This window comes from Paenibacillus sp. J22FR21 (assembly GCF_056269135.1).
The window spans coordinates 961,870-978,691 of sequence record NZ_JBWDNJ010000002.1 but is presented as its reverse complement, the minus strand read 5'-3'; the positions used below and the strand labels follow the sequence as shown (position 1 = coordinate 978,691).

11 protein-coding genes are annotated in these 16,822 nt (G+C 54.5%); all 11 read right to left on the bottom strand.

The genetic code is table 11. The features are described from left to right. Positions 1-32: 32 nt before the first annotated feature. The 11 genes from AC0YNS_RS10215 to AC0YNS_RS10165 all read right to left on the bottom strand — a co-directional run bounded on the left by AC0YNS_RS10215 (position 33) and on the right by AC0YNS_RS10165 (position 16,662). On the bottom strand, positions 33-1,925 hold the full coding sequence (locus tag AC0YNS_RS10215; protein ID WP_475780878.1) for a heparinase II/III domain-containing protein: 1,893 nt from the start codon (positions 1,923-1,925) through the stop codon (positions 33-35). Between the two features lie 82 nt (positions 1,926-2,007). After that, complete coding sequence (locus AC0YNS_RS10210; protein ID WP_475780877.1) at positions 2,008-2,895, bottom strand: carbohydrate ABC transporter permease; 888 nt, start codon at positions 2,893-2,895, stop codon at positions 2,008-2,010. 21 nt (positions 2,896-2,916) lie between these two features. Further along, positions 2,917-3,816 (bottom strand): ABC transporter permease, encoded by a 900-nt coding sequence (locus AC0YNS_RS10205; protein ID WP_475780876.1) that lies wholly within the window; start codon positions 3,814-3,816, stop codon positions 2,917-2,919. A gap of 72 nt (positions 3,817-3,888) precedes the next feature. Then, positions 3,889-5,667 carry a type 2 periplasmic-binding domain-containing protein gene (locus tag AC0YNS_RS10200; protein ID WP_475780875.1) on the bottom strand — a complete coding sequence of 593 codons (1,779 nt, stop codon included), beginning with the start codon at positions 5,665-5,667 and terminating at the stop codon, positions 3,889-3,891. A 111-nt stretch (positions 5,668-5,778) separates the two neighbouring features. Beyond that, positions 5,779-7,455 (bottom strand): response regulator, encoded by a 1,677-nt coding sequence (locus AC0YNS_RS10195; RefSeq protein WP_475780874.1) that lies wholly within the window; start codon positions 7,453-7,455, stop codon positions 5,779-5,781. Between the two features lie 4 nt (positions 7,456-7,459). Then, positions 7,460-9,262, bottom strand: coding sequence for a sensor histidine kinase (locus tag AC0YNS_RS10190; RefSeq protein WP_475780873.1), 1,803 nt, complete (start codon positions 9,260-9,262; stop codon positions 7,460-7,462). Beyond that, the gene (locus tag AC0YNS_RS10185; protein ID WP_475780872.1) at positions 9,259-9,390 is read right to left on the bottom strand and encodes a hypothetical protein; all 132 of its coding nucleotides are present in this window, start codon (positions 9,388-9,390) and stop codon (positions 9,259-9,261) included. Before AC0YNS_RS10185 ends, AC0YNS_RS10190 begins: the two co-directional genes overlap by 4 nt. Positions 9,391-9,497: 107 nt before the next feature. Next, positions 9,498-11,669 (bottom strand): hypothetical protein, encoded by a 2,172-nt coding sequence (locus AC0YNS_RS10180; protein ID WP_475780871.1) that lies wholly within the window; start codon positions 11,667-11,669, stop codon positions 9,498-9,500. 90 nt (positions 11,670-11,759) lie between these two features. Beyond that, positions 11,760-14,234: a glycoside hydrolase family 2 TIM barrel-domain containing protein gene (locus AC0YNS_RS10175; RefSeq protein ID WP_475780870.1), complete on the bottom strand. Its 2,475-nt coding sequence runs from the start codon at positions 14,232-14,234 to the stop codon at positions 11,760-11,762. A 33-nt stretch (positions 14,235-14,267) separates the two neighbouring features. After that, positions 14,268-15,425 (bottom strand): right-handed parallel beta-helix repeat-containing protein, encoded by a 1,158-nt coding sequence (locus AC0YNS_RS10170; protein WP_475780869.1) that lies wholly within the window; start codon positions 15,423-15,425, stop codon positions 14,268-14,270. Positions 15,426-15,474: 49 nt separating this feature from the next. Next, positions 15,475-16,662 carry a glycoside hydrolase family 88 protein gene (locus AC0YNS_RS10165; RefSeq protein WP_475780868.1) on the bottom strand — a complete coding sequence of 396 codons (1,188 nt, stop codon included), beginning with the start codon at positions 16,660-16,662 and terminating at the stop codon, positions 15,475-15,477. Positions 16,663-16,822: the final 160 nt, after the last annotated feature.

The following is a 16,822-nucleotide window of genomic DNA, read 5'->3' as shown; positions in this document are numbered from 1 at the left end:
CCTTGCTGTCGTTTATCGTCAATAATTCTTCCTCAGCCGCGACCCAGCGTAACGGTGATCGTTCTCTCGCCGGCAGCGACCGGCTGCCGTTCCTCCAGCAAGATGCGATACATGTGGTCGCCCCAGTTTCTTCTCAGTCGGCTATCCATGTAATCGATTTTCTCGATTCGCACACGAAGATGCTCGGCGTCGTAACGGATGACCGCCTGCTTGCCGGGCGCGTAAGTCAGCAGAATCCTGTCGTTGCCCTCGCCCCCGATTATAGGCTCGCTCGGAGTAATCAACGAATGGAACATTTCCGACGGAGCGCCGTCCTTCATGGTAAATACATCACCGACTGTCACAGCGGGGACGCCGTCTCGATCCAGTCGAACCGTACGCTCCCAAGCCGCAATGCCTGCTTCCTCCGGATACGCGCCTGCGATGTCCATTCGAAGCTCGGAGCGGCCGCCTTGCTGCGAATATTCCGCATAGTGGGCCTTGTACCGCCCGCCGTCTTGCTGCAGAACCCCGCGCACCGTTGGCAGGTTATGGTACTGCGATTGCAGATACCATAGTTCATAGCGCCGATCGCTGAACGTCTGCGCCTTGTATTCCTCAGTGCCTAGATCTACGAGCAGCGGATAGCCATCGGCGAACACGAGGAAACCGCCGACGTCATTATGGTTATGCGCTTCCACATTGTTGCCGCCTTTGGCCGCGACGTACAAGCCTTGCTCGGTGCCTTCATGCTCCCTTGCGGTCATTACTTGGGTAACGCTGAACCAGGCGTCCCGCAAATAAGGCGCCTTCGATTCTTGCGCGAGCCTCTCTTTCTCGATGAACAAATCCCGTGCATAGCCGTATAAGTTGAACCAAATTCGCGTGCTTGCATCGCCGCTCGGCGGCAAGCTGGCGCCCAGACGGACGAGCGACTCATCCCCCGCGCTAACGCCGTAGCGATATACACCACCGCCTGCCGGATTCGCCTTTGCATCGCAATCGGCGAAAGCGACGTAATATTCGCCATGAATGTGTACTTTGGGCATATAAGCGCCAATATCCTTCACGATCTGTTCCCCGAATATATCGAAACGTCCTTGTGATGCCAGAGACAGCATTTCCAAACATTCATATAAACCGCCCCCCGACGCACTCCAATAAGACGGTCCTTCGTCACAGCAGCCGTCTGCCGGATAAGTCGCAATGAACGCGTCGAGGCTTCTCATCACTTTGGCAATTCCCGCGCTTCTGACCTTCGGGTCTTCCTCGATGAGCAGGAATCCAGCCAGCACCGGGCCGTTGCACCACGGATTCCAGTTGTTGATCCGCTCGCCGGGAGTGAACCCCTGCCACCAGTAATCGTCGTGCTCAAGGTAAGGAATCAGCACACGCTCCTTCGTCTCCCGGACGATGCGCTCGTTAATTCGCGGGCTGATTGCGTCGAACTTGCTTCCAAGCAAATAGCGGGTCCATAGGAGCAGCCGTGCCGTTTCCGCAGATGACAGCTCGACTCCGTATTCTTTACTGCCAGGGATGCTCTCTTGCTTATCGAATTCCTTCCAGTGGCTGCGATGGCCCGGGGGCACCCAAGTCGTCTCCTCGCAGATGGCGAAGATCCCGTTTAAAATTTGATCAACGTATTTGCCTTCACCTTCCATGCATTCAGCGATGACGAGAATGCCGAGCACGCTTCTCCGTTCAAAATAGGCGAGACTTAGGCGCGACAAGTCGCCGCTCGTCCAATAGGCGCGATAGTCCGATACCTTAAGTGCCGGCCACCCATAATCCGCATAACGGTCCGCATGCCGCAGCCAACTCTCTCTTTTCTCAGCAGAGATCGATCCCCAGGATTCGCGGTCCTCCGCCTTCGGGAACGGCGCGTAAGGCCCTTCTCCGAAGCCAAGCTCCTCAAGCCGCGCCGAACCATATCGTTCATATAACATCGTTTGATCTCCTCCCAGTTCTAATAAGAATCAAAGAAAACCGCCCTACTCCGAAGAAAAGGACGGCTTAGCGGGCAATGCCTTACTCCTTGACACTTCCAAGCGTGATGCCGCTCATGAAGTACCGCTGCAGGAACGGATAGACGCACAGTACCGGCACCATGCCGAGGAAAATTTGGGCCGCGCGCACCGAGCGATCGTTCAACTGCGATAATAATAGAATCATCGAGGGGTCAGATATGGAGGACATATCCATCCGGACGACAATGGTCTGTAAGTAGCTGGCAAGTGGATAGTGGATCGGATCGTTCATATAGATGAGCCCATTGAACCATTCGTTCCAGTGCATGACGATCGCGAACAATGTTACCGTAGCAATAGACGGCATCGAGAGCGGCACGATAATGCGCCAGAGCGTCTGCCAATGTCCGGCGCCGTCGATGTACGCAGACTCCGACAGCTCCTTCGGTAAACCTCTGAAGAAGTTGAGCATTAGAATGACATTGAATACCGGAAGCGCCCCAGGGAGCACAAGTGCCCAGACACTGTCCAGCAGATGCAGATTACGGACAACCATATAAGATGGAATTAATCCGCCGGAGAATAACATCGTGAAGACGAAGAACCAGGCGTATCCCGTCCGGAACTTCAAGTTCGCCGCTTCCTTGGACAGCGGATAGGCCGTAAGCAACGTTAACAGCATGTTAATGGAGACGCCAAGTGCCACGCGCTTTGTCGATATCCCCATCGAGATCAGAAACTCATGCTTCTTCGCAACAAACTCGTACGCCTTCGTAGTGAAATCGACCGGCCATAAGGTAACTTTGCCCGCTTCGATCGCGGCGGCCGAGCTTAAGGAAACGGAGAAGACGTTAATCAAAGGCAGAAGACATATTAGAGACAAGACCGCAAGCATCGTATAGTTGAAACCTACGAACACCTTGCGACTCCATGAGTAGGGTTGAATCATAACAATCCTCCTTGCGACTTATCAGAAGATACGATAATTTGCGAAACGGTAGGCCGCGAAATAAGACAACGAAATGAGGATGAGCGAGATTACCGACTTGAACAGTCCGATGGCGGTCGCCACTCCATATTGGGCACTGGCCAGTCCGATCCGGTAAACGTAAGTGTCGAGAATGTCGCCGGTTGAATAGACGGATGGGCTGTACAGGTTGAAGACTTGGTCAAAGCCGGCGTTCAGAACGTTGCCGAGCGCGAGTGTTGTAAGCAATATCGTGATCGGAATGATCGCGGGAATCGTTACGTTAAGCGTTTGTTTCCAACGGTTAGCCCCATCCAGGACGGCGGCTTCGTACAGCGACGGATTTACTGCGGTAATGGCAGCCAAGTAGACAATCGTTCCGAAACCGAATTCCTTCAATACGTCGGTTCCCGCCAGCACGTAAGGGAACCATTTATCGTTACCGAGGAAGAACACTTTATCGAAACCCAGCCACGAAATGAATTGATTCACGATCCCGGATGTCGGAGAGAGCACATCCAGCAAGATGCCCGCCATAATGACCCAAGATAGGAAGTGCGGCATGTAGACGATCGTTTGGACGGTGCGCTTGAAGTACTTGATCCTGATTTCGTTCAGTAGAAGCGCGGTGATAAGCGGCGCGAACAAGCCTCCGACGATTTTCATGAATGCGATGAATACCGTATTCCTTAGAACATCCCTTGTTTCGGACAAGTGATAGATATACTTGAAATGTTCGAATCCGACCCACTCAGAGTGAAAGATCCCTTTAACCGGTATAAAATTCTCGAATGCGATGACGAGGCCGACCATCGGGCCATAGCTGAATATCAGCGCAATAATCAGACCCGGAACCAGCATCAGATGCAGCGGCCATTCCAATCCCCAATTTCTGCGGCTCAATCGATTCCCCTCCTGCCATGATACAAAGAAGGGATAGCGGCTAGCGGTTAGCCCCTACCCCCCTCTTAAGTCTTATCGAACCTGACCGCTTGCGTTGACTTCGTCGAGAATCTCCTGACCGCCTGATTTCAGCCAGTTGGCCGCCCACTCGTCGAAGTAATCAAGCGGCTTGGAGCCCATGATGATTGAGGTGATCATCTTAACTTCTTCGTCGCGAAGCGAAGGACCTTTGGCGATCATCGTCGTTGTCGGATTGCCTACATACGCCGATTGGAAGACCAGGTTATTGTCGCTATACTTGCCCAGGAGGCTGAAAACCCCGTCAGTTGTCCAAAGTTTATTCGCAGCCCACATGTCCTTGTCGCCGGCTTCGAATTTGGCCACCTGATCGTAATATTGCTTCTGTTCGTCGTTCAATGCCGACGTGTCGCCGGATTGCTTAGCAGCTTGAACCGCGATAGCTGCCTTCGGATTGTTGCCCGGTGAGCCTCCGCGGACCGGTGAAAGACCGAAGACGCCATAGTTTTTGTCGCCTACCGTAACCGTGTGGTAATTTTTGTCGAAATGTCCGTAGAGCTTTTCAATATACGTATTCAACATCAAGATCGGAGCTTCCGGATGCTCGGCCTTCTTGCTTACGACATAGAAGTGCGAAGGTAATCCGGTCATGCTCTGCGAGAGCGCAGGCTTATCGTCGGACGATACGAGCGGATAGATGCCCCAATCCGCGCCAAGATCTTTGTACATATTATTGATCGGCCATGTCGGCACCCAGAACGCGCCGAACGACATGCCGACTTTGCCGGATGTGACGAGTTCTGCGGACTTCATGCCGTCGATGACGCTAAATTCCGGATAGATCGCTCCTTGCTTGAAGAGGTCGGCCAGCTTACCGAGAGCGGTCTTCACTTCCGGTTGCGTGTCGGCCCACTGTGCCTTGCCGTCCGCGCCTACCATAAAGTTCAGATTCGTAGCCGATCCCTTGGTCGGATTAAACGGATACGCATGGTAACCGTTGAAGAAGCCGTCAAGACCGGACCAACCATTGAATAAGTTTAAGTCGAGGCTTAATCCGTACGTATCGTTCTTGCCGTTCTTGTCCGGATCGTTCTTCGTGAACGCCAAGGCGATATTGATGACATCTTCCATCGTCTTCGGCGCTTCAAGCCCCACATTGGCCAGCCAGTCTTTGCGAATATAGATGAGTTGGGTATCCGTGATATCTCCGCCGTCTGACGGAATACCCATGAGTTTGCCGTCCTTCGTTGTTGCCGCCTTGAGCCTCACGCTGTTGTTTGCTTCCATCGAGCCCTTCGTCAGATCGGAAGCGTATGTGTTAAAGGCATCGGTCAAATCTGCAATAGTGCCGGCTTCTACGAGAATCTGGAACTGCTGTGCGTCGACTTCCATAAAGTCCGGCATATCGCCGGATGCCATCGTTACGGCAATCTTGTTCTGATACTGCGCATCATTTACTTTCCAGACGTTCTTCAGATTAATGCCAAGATCTTCTTGGAACGTCTTGATCCAAATGTTGGAGTCGAGCGAATCGCCTGGCGGCAATTCTGCGGCCGAATTGACTGCGCGGACCGTCGTGACTTCGATCGGCGGATTGTATTTGCCGGTCGGGCCGTCCGGTGTGGTTGCTGCTTGGCTTGCGTCTGCATTTCCACTTGCATTTTCGCTTTCATTTTTACTTGCATTAGTACTTGTACTTGTGTTAGTCGAACTGTTGGCATTAGAAGCTGTGTTGTCTTTGTTGTTGTCGCTGCATGCTGTTACGGCAGTCATGATAAGCAGTAATGAAATTATTGCCGAGCCTTTTACTTTCGCTTTCGTATTTGTCGACATCAGCTGCTTTCCTCCCCTATATCCTGCATCAATATGTGGTACGCTTTTATTATGCAGTCAGCAAGACGCCAAGAATATAATAAAGCGATTACATTCCTTATCCTTTTATATCTACTTCAGCGAATCGCGGTATTCCTGAGGGGTCAGCAACGTTGCTTTTTTGAAAAAACGGGTGAAATAGGATGCCGAATCGTACCCGATCCGCATGCCGACCTCATGAATCTTAAGCGTGCTCTCGCCGAGCAGCCGCTTCGCTTTATCGATTCTAATCCTCGCGGTGTAGTCGCTGATGTTATGTCCAGTCTTCTGTTTATACAATCTGGAGAGGTAAAAGGGCGTCAAGAAGACGTGCTCGGCCAGACGGTTCAGCGTCAGATCACCATCGATATTCTTCTCCACGTACCGATGAATCTGATCAACGACTTCGCTCGTCTCTTGCTCGTTTCCGCCATCCATACGTTCAAACAACATATCTGCCAGCTCGCGGAAAAAGTCGGAAGCTTCTCCCCATGATCGATGCTCTCGGATTGAGAACAATTTGCCCGAGATAGCCTGTCCGTCGACTGCGCCAAGCGCCTCGAACCGATTCAAATGCGGGATGAAGATCGCCGCGAGCTCGTAGAAAACCTCGAGCGGCAAACCTGACTCCAGCGTCTCCGACTCGCTTACGGCTTCCGAAATCCCGTCGAACAGCTGCTCGAATTTCGCCCGTTCCTTCTGCATCAAGTATTGGTCGAGCAGCCGGATTCGCTTGACCTTGCTTCGCGCTTCCTCATCTCCGCTTGACTTCGCCCGGTCGTCCGACAGCAACATCTGGCTGCCGAGTCCTAGCCCGCGGCCGAACAATTGCGACAGCCGCTCGTATTTGGAGGCGAGCGCGTCCCATTCGAACGGTTCGCTGGAGACAACGAACGAGCAAGCGAGCTTCAAGTAATTACTGCAAGCCGTTTGCACGGATTCGAGCATCCCAAGCAAGTAAGCGTGTAGGGCAGCTTCCGGATTGGAATCCGCGACGGAGCCTGCGTGCAGCTGGGGTTCACCGACAATCGCCTGACGATACCCCGACTCCGCCTTCGGCTGCAACAGCCAGATCAGTCGTTCGTGATCGCCTCTAAAGTACGTCAATTCGAATTCATGCGCGAAAAATTCATCGAAGATGTTATTGATCGAATAGGCGAACAGCACTTTATCGCCCCCCGTCGCATCCTCGCGCCATCGGTCGATCCGGCCAACGGCCATGACGACCGGTAATTCCGGGTCGAGCGGCACTTCGAACTGCGCGAAACGCTCTTTCCGTACGCCGAACGACGAGGCTTCCCCTTCAAGCAAACCGGTCAAATACTCCTTGCGCAGCGCCGGCAGGGCCAGCTTAAGCGACGAACGAGCGCTCTCGATCAGCCCTTCGTAGGTTACTTCCTCGGCAATGACGCGAATGGCCTTCTCGACCGAGGAGATGATGGGATCGTCTCCTTCCGTCTTCAGGACGTAATCGATCGCTCCCCCGCGAATCGATGACTGGATGTAGTCGAACTCGTTATAGCCGGTCAGAAAAATCGACTTGCAGCGCGGCCAGAGACGCAGCACCTCCTTCTGCAGCTCGATGCCGTTCATCTCCGGCATTTCGATATCCGTCAGAAGAATGTCGATGCGCAGCTTCCTCGCGATTGCAATCGCTTCCATGCCATCGAAAGCCTGATAGACCTCCAAAGGATACTCCGACTGCAAGATTAACTCACTTAAACCTTCGACGATGATCGGTTCATCGTCTACGATCAACAGACGGTACATGCTGTCACTCTCCTCTCTCGTCATTCGTTTCTAAGGGTTCTGTGGCTTTGCCCAAGGACTGGGGCATCGGCAGCCTCAGCGTCGCTTTCATGCCGCCCATTTCGCCGCGGGCGACGGAAACGCCGTACTCGCTGCCGAACCGTATGATCAAGCGTCGGTGAACGTTCAGCATGCCGGTGTACTCCATATCCGCTCCCTGATTTACTAGATTCGCTTCGATCGACTGTAGGTCGGCGTTCGTCAGCTTCTCTCCGTTATCCTCGACCGACATGAGTAATTTACCATCCTGTTCGATCATCGTCACGGCGATTCTGCCGTCCCTGCGTTTGGTTTCGAGCCCGTATTGGTACGCATTCTCGATGAATGGCTGCAGGATGAGCCGCGGTACGCGCATCTCGCCGCAACCTGCGGGCAGTTCACCGAATTCAACGGCAATGCGGCTCTTGGCGAAGCGAATATTCTGAATTTCCACATAGGTGCGAGAGTGTTTAATTTCCGCTTCGAGCGGCACATCATCGGAGCCGTTGCGAGTAATATACTGAAAGTATTCGCCGAGGTGCTGGCTGAACTGGATGACGCTGTCATTATCGTTCATCTTCGCCAAGCGGTATAGAATAAAATAAGTGTTGTACAAGAAGTGCGGATTGATCTGCGACTGCAATTGCTTCAGCTCCGATGTCTGGGCGCGCAGCTTCTGCTCGTACACTTCATGAATCAGCACCTTCAAATTGTCCGTCATCATATTGAACCTTTGGAACAAGTAGAGGAACTCATCGCGTGTCTTCGGCAGCGGGATCGGCTCCAACATCCCCGCCTCCACCTTACGGAATCCGGTGATCATCCGATGCAGAGGCTTGCGAATGAGCTGATATAACCAGTAAGAGTAAGCGACGATAAAGACTAACGAGACGAACGACAGCAGCAATAGCAGCATTCGGTATTTGTCGATCGGTCCGAGCATTTCGGCCGCCGGTACGTAGGCGACTAAGTAGTAGCCGAACGTAGTCGAGCGCTTATAGGCGACAAAATAAGAACTGTTTCCCGCCGAGATTTGCTTATAGTCTTCGTCGGGGCTGCCCTCGGGAAGGTTTTTCAAGTAATCCGAAAGTTCTTTCGTGATTTCTTCGTCCGATTGGTTGCCCAAGATCCAGCCGTTCTCCGGATTAACCAGCATCGCGCCCGCATTCTTGTAGTCGGAGAAGTTATGCAGCGACTGCTTCATCATCTCCTGGTTGATCTCGATCGAGAGCGCGAATGTTTCCTTCATATTCGGCAGATCGGAGCCGGGATAGGCGATCGCCATGAACAGCCTGTCCTTCCAGAAGTAGTTGCCGACGCCTCGGAGTTTGGATACGGTAGCGACAGCCTCATAATCGGGATTAATCGTGTCACTGATCGTTTCGTCGCTCGATATCGTTCGCTTCAGCGTCAGAATATGAGCGTTTACGGTCTTGATGTAGAGGCTCGAGTTCTTGATCAGCTGCAGCTTTTCCTGGATGCGCTGCACCGTTTCCGTCCATACGCCGATCGTCATCGTACTGCTGATAAATGTAGCGTGCTGGATATCTTTGTCAAGCGCGTATTGCTGCAGCAGCCCTATCATCCGCTCATTTTCGACCTCGAGAGAGCTCAGGTAGAAATCGACCTTCGACTTGAGCGATTTCGACAGTTCCTCGCGGACGCTCTTCTCGCCCAGCTGGTTCATTCCAAGACCGATGCCGTAGATCGGAGCGACCACTAGCAGGAAAGCAATGATCAACTTGGGAAATATCGTCATTCTCAATTGTTGTTTCCTGATAATCTTCATTTCGAGCCGACCCTTGCGAATGTCAGCTTGTCCTCGCCGCACGAAGAGTCCTTATCCGATCGTCTCCATTTGGCTTGCCACTTGCGATTCTCATCCATCACCGGTTTCTCCTCTCCGAAGTCGAACAATCGTAATCCTGCCTCCTAATTATAAAGCGCTTTCGACAGGAATACGACCTATAAATCTCCATTTTCTTACATGACAAAGGGGCTGCCCATTGGTCAGCCCCTACCGATTATGACATTTGTTTTCTTATTAACAGAACGCCGACGATCTCATTCAGGTCATCATCGCATATGCATAGTGTCACTTTTCCGATAGGATCGGAAGTCAAAACCTTTGTCGTTTCTCCCTCATCGCCCTTATCGGTATGACGAAATTCAATAACGGCTTCGAAAGGTCCCTCTATGGTAAGCGTACCAGGCGCAAATGGGATACAGGCCAGCTTAGAGCAATGTAAGATATCCTCATCGTCTTGAGCGATAAGCGCCCAGTCTCCCGTGAATCGGATTCCAGACACTTGCGGAAAAGTCTTGTCGTCTCCTGACTGATGTTGTAATGCGAGAGCAGTTATCCTATCTCGCCCCGTATGCGACTCCATCCGTCCCCATGACCTGATGACCGGCTCGCGGCTCACATCTCCGAAATCGGCGTCTAGCCATAATGGCGTCCATCCGCTTCCGCGCCTGCGCCACTTGTCGAGCGCACGCCAGCGAAGCCGCTGCGAGACGGTCATCGCCTTGCCGGTACGATCGGTAGCTCCGAGCGTCAAACCGTTGGTGCCGACAACGGCTGTGTTGAGCAAAATCCGCTCCAACGTGTCCCAATAATAGCCTGTCGACGTATTGATCAACATGCCGCGGCGCGCCGCGAGTGCCGACCACATGCAGCGCTGATTGTGCCCGAGAGCCTCGTATTCAGCGCTGTCTCCGGCATCTCCCAGATCATCGATATTGATCACGTCGAAATAATCGTGAAGCAGCGGATGCAGCCCATAATAAATAATCGTGATATCCGGCTTTGCTTCCTTAGCCGCGTCCGTGATGATCTTGAGCAGTTCCGTGCAAAGTCGTTCTCCCCGGAATTCCGGTCGACGCGGCACGCTTACGTCCGGTCCCGGCAAGCCATAGCCGAAGTCCAACTTCAACGCTACGGGATTCAACCGGCTCACGATCGACCTGGTCCGTTCCGATAGAAACGACCTGGTCCGCTCCGAGCTGGGATCCAAGCAATAATGATAAGACTGGCCGTATATCGGATCGCCTGACCAGCGCCAGAGCCTCGGCTTCCCGTCCGCTCCGCAGAGCAAATCCCTATCGGTCAGACCGAACGCCTCAGGCTGGTCAATCCAGCCGATAGACTGCCATACTGCAATTTCGAAGCCTTCTGCCTGCATGTGTGCAATATCTCGATCAAACTCCGGAAACCGGTTATAGTCCGGAATTCCGCTGCTGTCGCAAGTCTCCCAATATTCGTCGAGTACGATCATATCGGCAGGAGCCGACCCAGAAATTCGTTCTGTAATGGCCCTCAGATTAAACTGCCCTTCCTTAAAATCGCCCCATGTGCATACAAACGATTTGGCATGAACGGGCGATTTAGGGCCGTTGACCGGAAAGGTTTGATATAGCCGGTCGTAGGCATCGAATCCATTCACACCCCAGGTAAGTCTGAGCGGTTCGCTCCATCTTCGATTGTGCAGGTCAGGTGTTTCCCACAAATCCTCTCTGTATAAATACTGCATACAAGCGGTGGCGGACTTTAACTGTAACGATAGTGCCGCATCAGGGATCTCTCCGGGTCCGAACGACATCCATCCGTCACCGCCTCCCATTGCCGCAGCATATAGCGGCCTCGGGTAAGCAGCCGCATAAGACGTACCCATCGCATCGCCAAAGCTGCCCAGAGGCAGCAGGGCATCGCCCATATCAAAAAAACGCCAAAAGCTCCGCGTCGGATTCGTACCTGCGCACGGCAGACAGTACCCTTCCGCCTTCCAGTTCGGCCAGAATGGCTTAGTCAACGATGGCGCGGCCCTGCGTTGCATGTCCGTCATTCGTTTAGTTCCAAAATAGAGTGCTACGATAGAAGTCGGCTGATGCCATGCCGCTTCCAGGCCGGCAAAACGGATTCCCCATGCTTCGGTAATGACCTGAAGGGAGCCTCTTCCGAACTCTCCGAATTCAAGTGCGATCTCATAACGAGAATCCGAAAGCGCAGACACATTCGAGGCAATTGCATCCGTATAAATAGTCAATCCGTTTTCATCCGCCAACTCAAAAGAAGGGAGAAGACTTCCTTGCCACACAATGCGACCGTCCCGTTCAAGTACGGCCTGGTCTATATCGGTTTTCCAACCAAACAACATCTGCTCTGCAGCGATTTGAACATCCGGTAATTGTTTCACCTTATCCTCCCATTTCATATCGCGTATTGGAGAAAGGCACCCGAGCGGGTGCCTCTCTCCTTGCTATGCGGTTCACGGCATGCACGCAGTCTAATCCGGCTTGACGCAAGGCAACGTCCAGCTCGCGGCAGAGAGCCCCGGTGCCGATGCCTCAATGACAATCGCTCCCGGCTCCCGCCCCGCCTGCACGACGGCGGCGGCGATTCCGCGGTAGGCACGGCAGCTCGCGGAACGGTAGCTCTCGCTGCTCGTCGCGTCCGCCGAGTAAATGCCGAGCAGGTTGCCGCTGCCTTGTACCGTGACGGAAATCGAATGTGCGGCGTCAGGCACTAGGTGCCCTTCCTTGTCGACGACAAGGATACGCAGCTCCGCGAAGTCCTTTCCGTCCGGGGTCAATCGTTCGGCGTCGCAGCTCAGTTCCAGTGATACCGCGCCTCCTGCTGTGACCAGTCGGTCCTCGCATATGCGCTGCCCTTCGCTCAGACCGACTGCAACGAGTGTTCCGGGAACATAATCGACTTCCAGCTCAATCGCGCGGTAACCTTCCTTATCCTTCGCCAATACCCCGAGCGAGCGTCCGTTCAGGAACAGTTCCGCCTCGTCGCAGTTGGTGAAGACATATACCGTCTTGCGCTCGCCTTCGTTCCAGTTCCAATGACACTGCGCATTCATGTAGGCTAACGCTTCACCGGTTGCGGGAACGGGTTGCTTGACGGCAAGCCGAACGAACGGCTCATCGCTCCAAATGCTTCGGCGGTAATGGTACTCTCCTCGCGCCGAGCCAACCGAATCGATAAGCCCGAACGCCCAGCCGCGGCGACCTCCTGCGAGTGCCGAGATATCGAACGTATTGCCCAAAGCGGAGTCTTCGCCGAGCACGTCGGCGCCTTCTCCCAAATAATCGATGCCGACCCACAAGAACTGACCGATGACGTAGCGATGCTGCATAATGCGCTTCCAGTGCTCCGGCTCGAATTCAGTCTCTGAACCGAGCAGCGCCAGGTCCGGACGCTCGGCGTGAAGGCGTTCGTAGTAAGCATCTCCTTCACGGCTGGCGACATAGTTATATCCCGGTACGTCCACCAAATCCATGATCCCTTCTCGCAAGCTCAGCAGATGATTGCCTTCCGCGCATACGGTAACGGGCCGGGTGTCGTCCTCCTCCTTGCAAATCTCGACCAATCTGCGCAAGATGGGGATTCCTTCGTCGAAATAGAGATCCGGAATCTCGTTGCCCACGCTCCACATGATTACGCTCGGATGGTTGCGGTCTCGCTTAACCATCGCACGAAGGTCGGTCTCGTACCATTGGTCGAAGTAGAGTGAATACCCGTACGTGTTCTTGCCGTACGGCGAGTCCGAATAGCCGCGGTCCCAGCCTAACCGCCATTCGTCGAACGCTTCATCCATGACCATCATTCCGAGAAAATCGCATGTATGATAAAATTCCGCCGGGAACGGGTGATGCGACGTGCGAACTGCGTTACATCCGGCTTCCTTCAGCATGGACAGCCTGCTCGCCCAAGTACGCGTCTGAACCGCGCCGCCGAAAATCGCTGCATCCTGGTGCAAGCAGACGCCTTTGATTATCGTCTCCATTCCGTTCAGTTCGAAGCCCTCGGCGGAAAACGATAACGTACGAATGCCGAGCGGGGTTATCACGTCGTCCGCCGGCTCGTCCTCGACGAACAGCACGGAGCGGACCCGGTACAGGTTCGGCTGGTCCGGACTCCAAAGTTCGGGTTTGGGCACGCGCAGCCGCTGCTCGAACCGATGTTTGCCGAACTGCGGCACGTTCGTCTCCGCCTCGGCTACGGCCACCTCGCGACCTTCCGGATCAAGGATCGCCGTTCGCAGTCGGCCGTTTTTGCTGATTTCGTTATTGTCCTTCATTCCCTTCCCTTGCCAGACGAACGCGTTCCACTTCGTCTCGGGATAACGCCCTACGGAGATGTTCGTTGCGACTGAGATTGAGGCGCCTTCTGAGTCGATGGATTCCGTTCTAGCGACCACGCCCCATACGTCAATGTGCAAAGGCGCAGTGACGATCAACTGCACGCGGCGGAACAGCCCGTTTCCTAGATAGGATCTGCCGAACGGCTGCAGAGAAGCATCCAGTTTGACCGCAAGGACATTCTGCTCCCCCGCGGGACGAAGATAAGGCGTAAGATCATGCCAGAATGGCGTAAATGCATAGGGATGGGTTCCGAGGCAGTGACCGTTCACCCACACCTCGGCGTTCATCGCAGCTCCGTCGAACATCAGGTAACGTTTTCCGCCGGCATGCTGTTGCGGAGAAGCAAACGGCAATCGGTACCACAAGACGCCCGAGCGAACGTACCCGTTCGCCGGATAAGCGGCGTCGAAATTCGATTCCGCCGAATCATCGTGCGGAAGCTGCACCATTCGCCAAGCCGAGTCGTCATAGCCGGCTGCTTGCGCGCCCGGAACGTCTCCCGCGTGGAAGCGCCAATTTTCATCCAAAGATGCAATGCTGCGGTAATCGGTGCCTTCAAGCATCCGCTCCACATACGAGATGGTAGATTCGATTCTTCTATTTGCCATGTTCCAATGACTCCTTCGCACGGTCTCTCAAGCCTATTCTCGATACGCCAGGAAGCGATCTGCGCCATCCGCCAGCCAAACGTCCCCCGCCTGCCGGCCTGTTCCCGTATCGCGGATAAGATTATCCTTCAGTTCATTGTCGACGGAACCGGCATTCACGAGAAATCCGAATCCGTCGTTGTCCTCGATCACGTTGCGGAGCCACTTGTTGCGGTTCGCCCCGTTGGACGCGTTCTCCGGGCGAAAATAGACGCCGCCATTCCCGTTGCCGCGAATGACGTTGTCGGCGAACCGGTTATCGGAGTCCTTATGTCCGATAGAGATGCCCGACACGGCGTTATGTTCCAGCACGTTGCGCTCGAACTCGCCGAACTGGACGCGCCAGCAGATGAACAGCCCCGCCGTGCCGTTGTCCATGCAAGTATTATCCTTGACGCGCGAGGAATGCGAGCCGGCGCCGGGATGCAGCCCCGATCCTGTGCAGCCGCGTACGTCGCAGTGCAGCACCGAGATATTCTCGGTAATCTGCCAACTAATTCCATCGCCATTGAAGTCGCTCACGAAGACGCGCTCGATCATGCAGTCGCGCGCCTTCTTCAGATAGATCCCGCCTGCTCGGCAGCCTCCGATCGGCTCGTTGGCCGTCTTGTTGCCATCGATCGCAAGGTCACGCACGCGGACCTGCTCGACGTCCACCGCTTCGATGATCGAGCAGGCGTTTGTCGCCATGCCACCGTCGTCCGCACGGTAATCGCGCTCAAGATGCCGATCGAAGCGCAGCACATTACCTTCCGCTGCTGTAATGATTGCCGTGCTCTCGTCCCAGCCCCATTTCTGCGACTCGTCGAAAATTTGTAGTCCCATTCCGGCGCGGAAGCCGCTGGCATCCGACACTTCCACGCGCAACTCCCCATAGTCGGCGTCGACGACGAAAGGGCTCTTGAAACCGTCCGTCTTACGCAGAATCGTCTCTGGACCGGCCCCGGCCAGCGTGACCCGATCCGTCAGGCGAATAGGTCCGTACACGTCATAAACGCCTTGATCCAACCGCACGATGCCTCCGCCCTGGCTGGTCGCTTCATCTACAGCCAACTGAATGGCCATCGACGTAAAGCCAGGATAGTCGCTTAGTGAACCTCCCGCACTCACTTCGATCGTGCAATTACGCAGCATTGGATCTCTCAGCCCCATCTCTCTCATCCTCTCGGTTTCTTCCTTGCGCACTCTCCCATATCGTCGCTTACCAGAATAACTCCTTATGTCCCCGCAGCTTCGCAAGCGCTTCTACGAAGAAATAATCGCCATATATTAGAGATTCATCGACATAAACACCTCGCGAGTAGTAACCGGTTGCATGCCTCAGTAGGCCTTCATGCTCGTCGCCCCATTCCGCATAGCGGTTGCACAGCGACTGGACGATCCGCTCGGCTGATGTCTGGCACCAATCGGCGTCTTCGATTCCCATTCCTCCGTCCGCTTTCAGCAGCTCGGCCAGTTCCAACAGACCGGACGCCGCGATCGCCGCCGCGGATGAATCTCTCGGCATCGACTCCTGACCTGCTTCCGGCAGGAAGAAGTCCCAGTACGGGACGGCGTCTTCCGGCAACCGTGAGACAAAGAACCGAGCAACCCGCAGCGCGGCCTCACGATACCGGGCTTCGCCCGTGTACCGATAGCTGAGCGCGAAGCCGTATAGCGCCCAGGAAGCTCCGCGCGCCCAAGCGGAATCCGCCGCGTAGCCTTGCCCGGCCAGCGACTCGATCGGCGCCCCGGTCTCCGGATCGTAGCGGACAATATGGCAGACCGAATCGTCTGAACGAATAAAGTCGCGCAGAACGGAATCGGCATGCCGGATCGCGATGTGCTTGTACCGCGGATCCTTGATCTCGCCTCCGGCCCAGTGCAGCAGCGGCAAATTCATCAGACAATCAATGATCGCCCAGCCGGTATGATCCTCTTCGTCCCAATTCGGCCAGGCGCGGATGAACTCGCCCTGCGGATTGTACCGTCCGGCAAGAAGGTTAGCCGCGATGAGCGCATGCCGCTTGGCGTCCTCATCTCCCCCGCGTCCTGACGCTTCGGCTATTTTATGCTGGGCAACGCTGCTCAAGCTGAACATGAAGCCGACGTCATGATGCAGCAAGTCGTAGGTCTGCAGCGTCTCCGCGAGCTGCCGCTCGCACAGTTCGGCGACGCGTCGCAGCTCCTCATCTCCGTTCTCGCGGTACATAAGCCACAGCAACCCCGGCCAGAAGCCGGCGACCCAGTCGTGCACCGGCCCCCTGACGTAACGTCCGTGTGTCGTCCCGTTCGGAAAGGCGGCTCCAATCGTTCGGGCACTCCGGCCGATTTTTGCTTCCGCCTGGCTCCAAGCCTCATCCGCCCAACTTAAATCTCGCTCCAAGCCGTGGTGCAACTGATGCTCCATCTTGCTTCTACCTCCCGGCTAACCTATTGTTTCAATAACATGGCATTCCAGCCTTCCTTCCCTAACTGCAAGTTACACTGGCTTTGCCGTATGTAACTATTATAAAACCACTGAACAACCGAACCTTATAGTAATATTTATAGAATCGCTGTCTTTTCAT

What these genes read in the sequence shown, in the direction of transcription:
- AC0YNS_RS10215 (WP_475780878.1), bottom strand. Translation starts at nt 1,925, where the DNA reads ATGTTATATGAACGATATGGTTCGGCGCGGCTTGAGGAGCTTGGCTTC.
- AC0YNS_RS10210 (WP_475780877.1), bottom strand. Translation starts at nt 2,895, where the DNA reads ATGATTCAACCCTACTCATGGAGTCGCAAGGTGTTCGTAGGTTTCAAC.
- AC0YNS_RS10200 (WP_475780875.1), bottom strand. Translation starts at nt 5,667, where the DNA reads ATGTCGACAAATACGAAAGCGAAAGTAAAAGGCTCGGCAATAATTTCA.
- AC0YNS_RS10195 (WP_475780874.1), bottom strand. Translation starts at nt 7,455, where the DNA reads ATGTACCGTCTGTTGATCGTAGACGATGAACCGATCATCGTCGAAGGT.
- AC0YNS_RS10190 (WP_475780873.1), bottom strand. Translation starts at nt 9,262, where the DNA reads ATGAAGATTATCAGGAAACAACAATTGAGAATGACGATATTTCCCAAG.
- AC0YNS_RS10175 (WP_475780870.1), bottom strand. Translation starts at nt 14,234, where the DNA reads ATGGCAAATAGAAGAATCGAATCTACCATCTCGTATGTGGAGCGGATG.
- AC0YNS_RS10170 (WP_475780869.1), bottom strand. Translation starts at nt 15,425, where the DNA reads ATGGGGCTGAGAGATCCAATGCTGCGTAATTGCACGATCGAAGTGAGT.
- AC0YNS_RS10165 (WP_475780868.1), bottom strand. Translation starts at nt 16,662, where the DNA reads ATGGAGCATCAGTTGCACCACGGCTTGGAGCGAGATTTAAGTTGGGCG.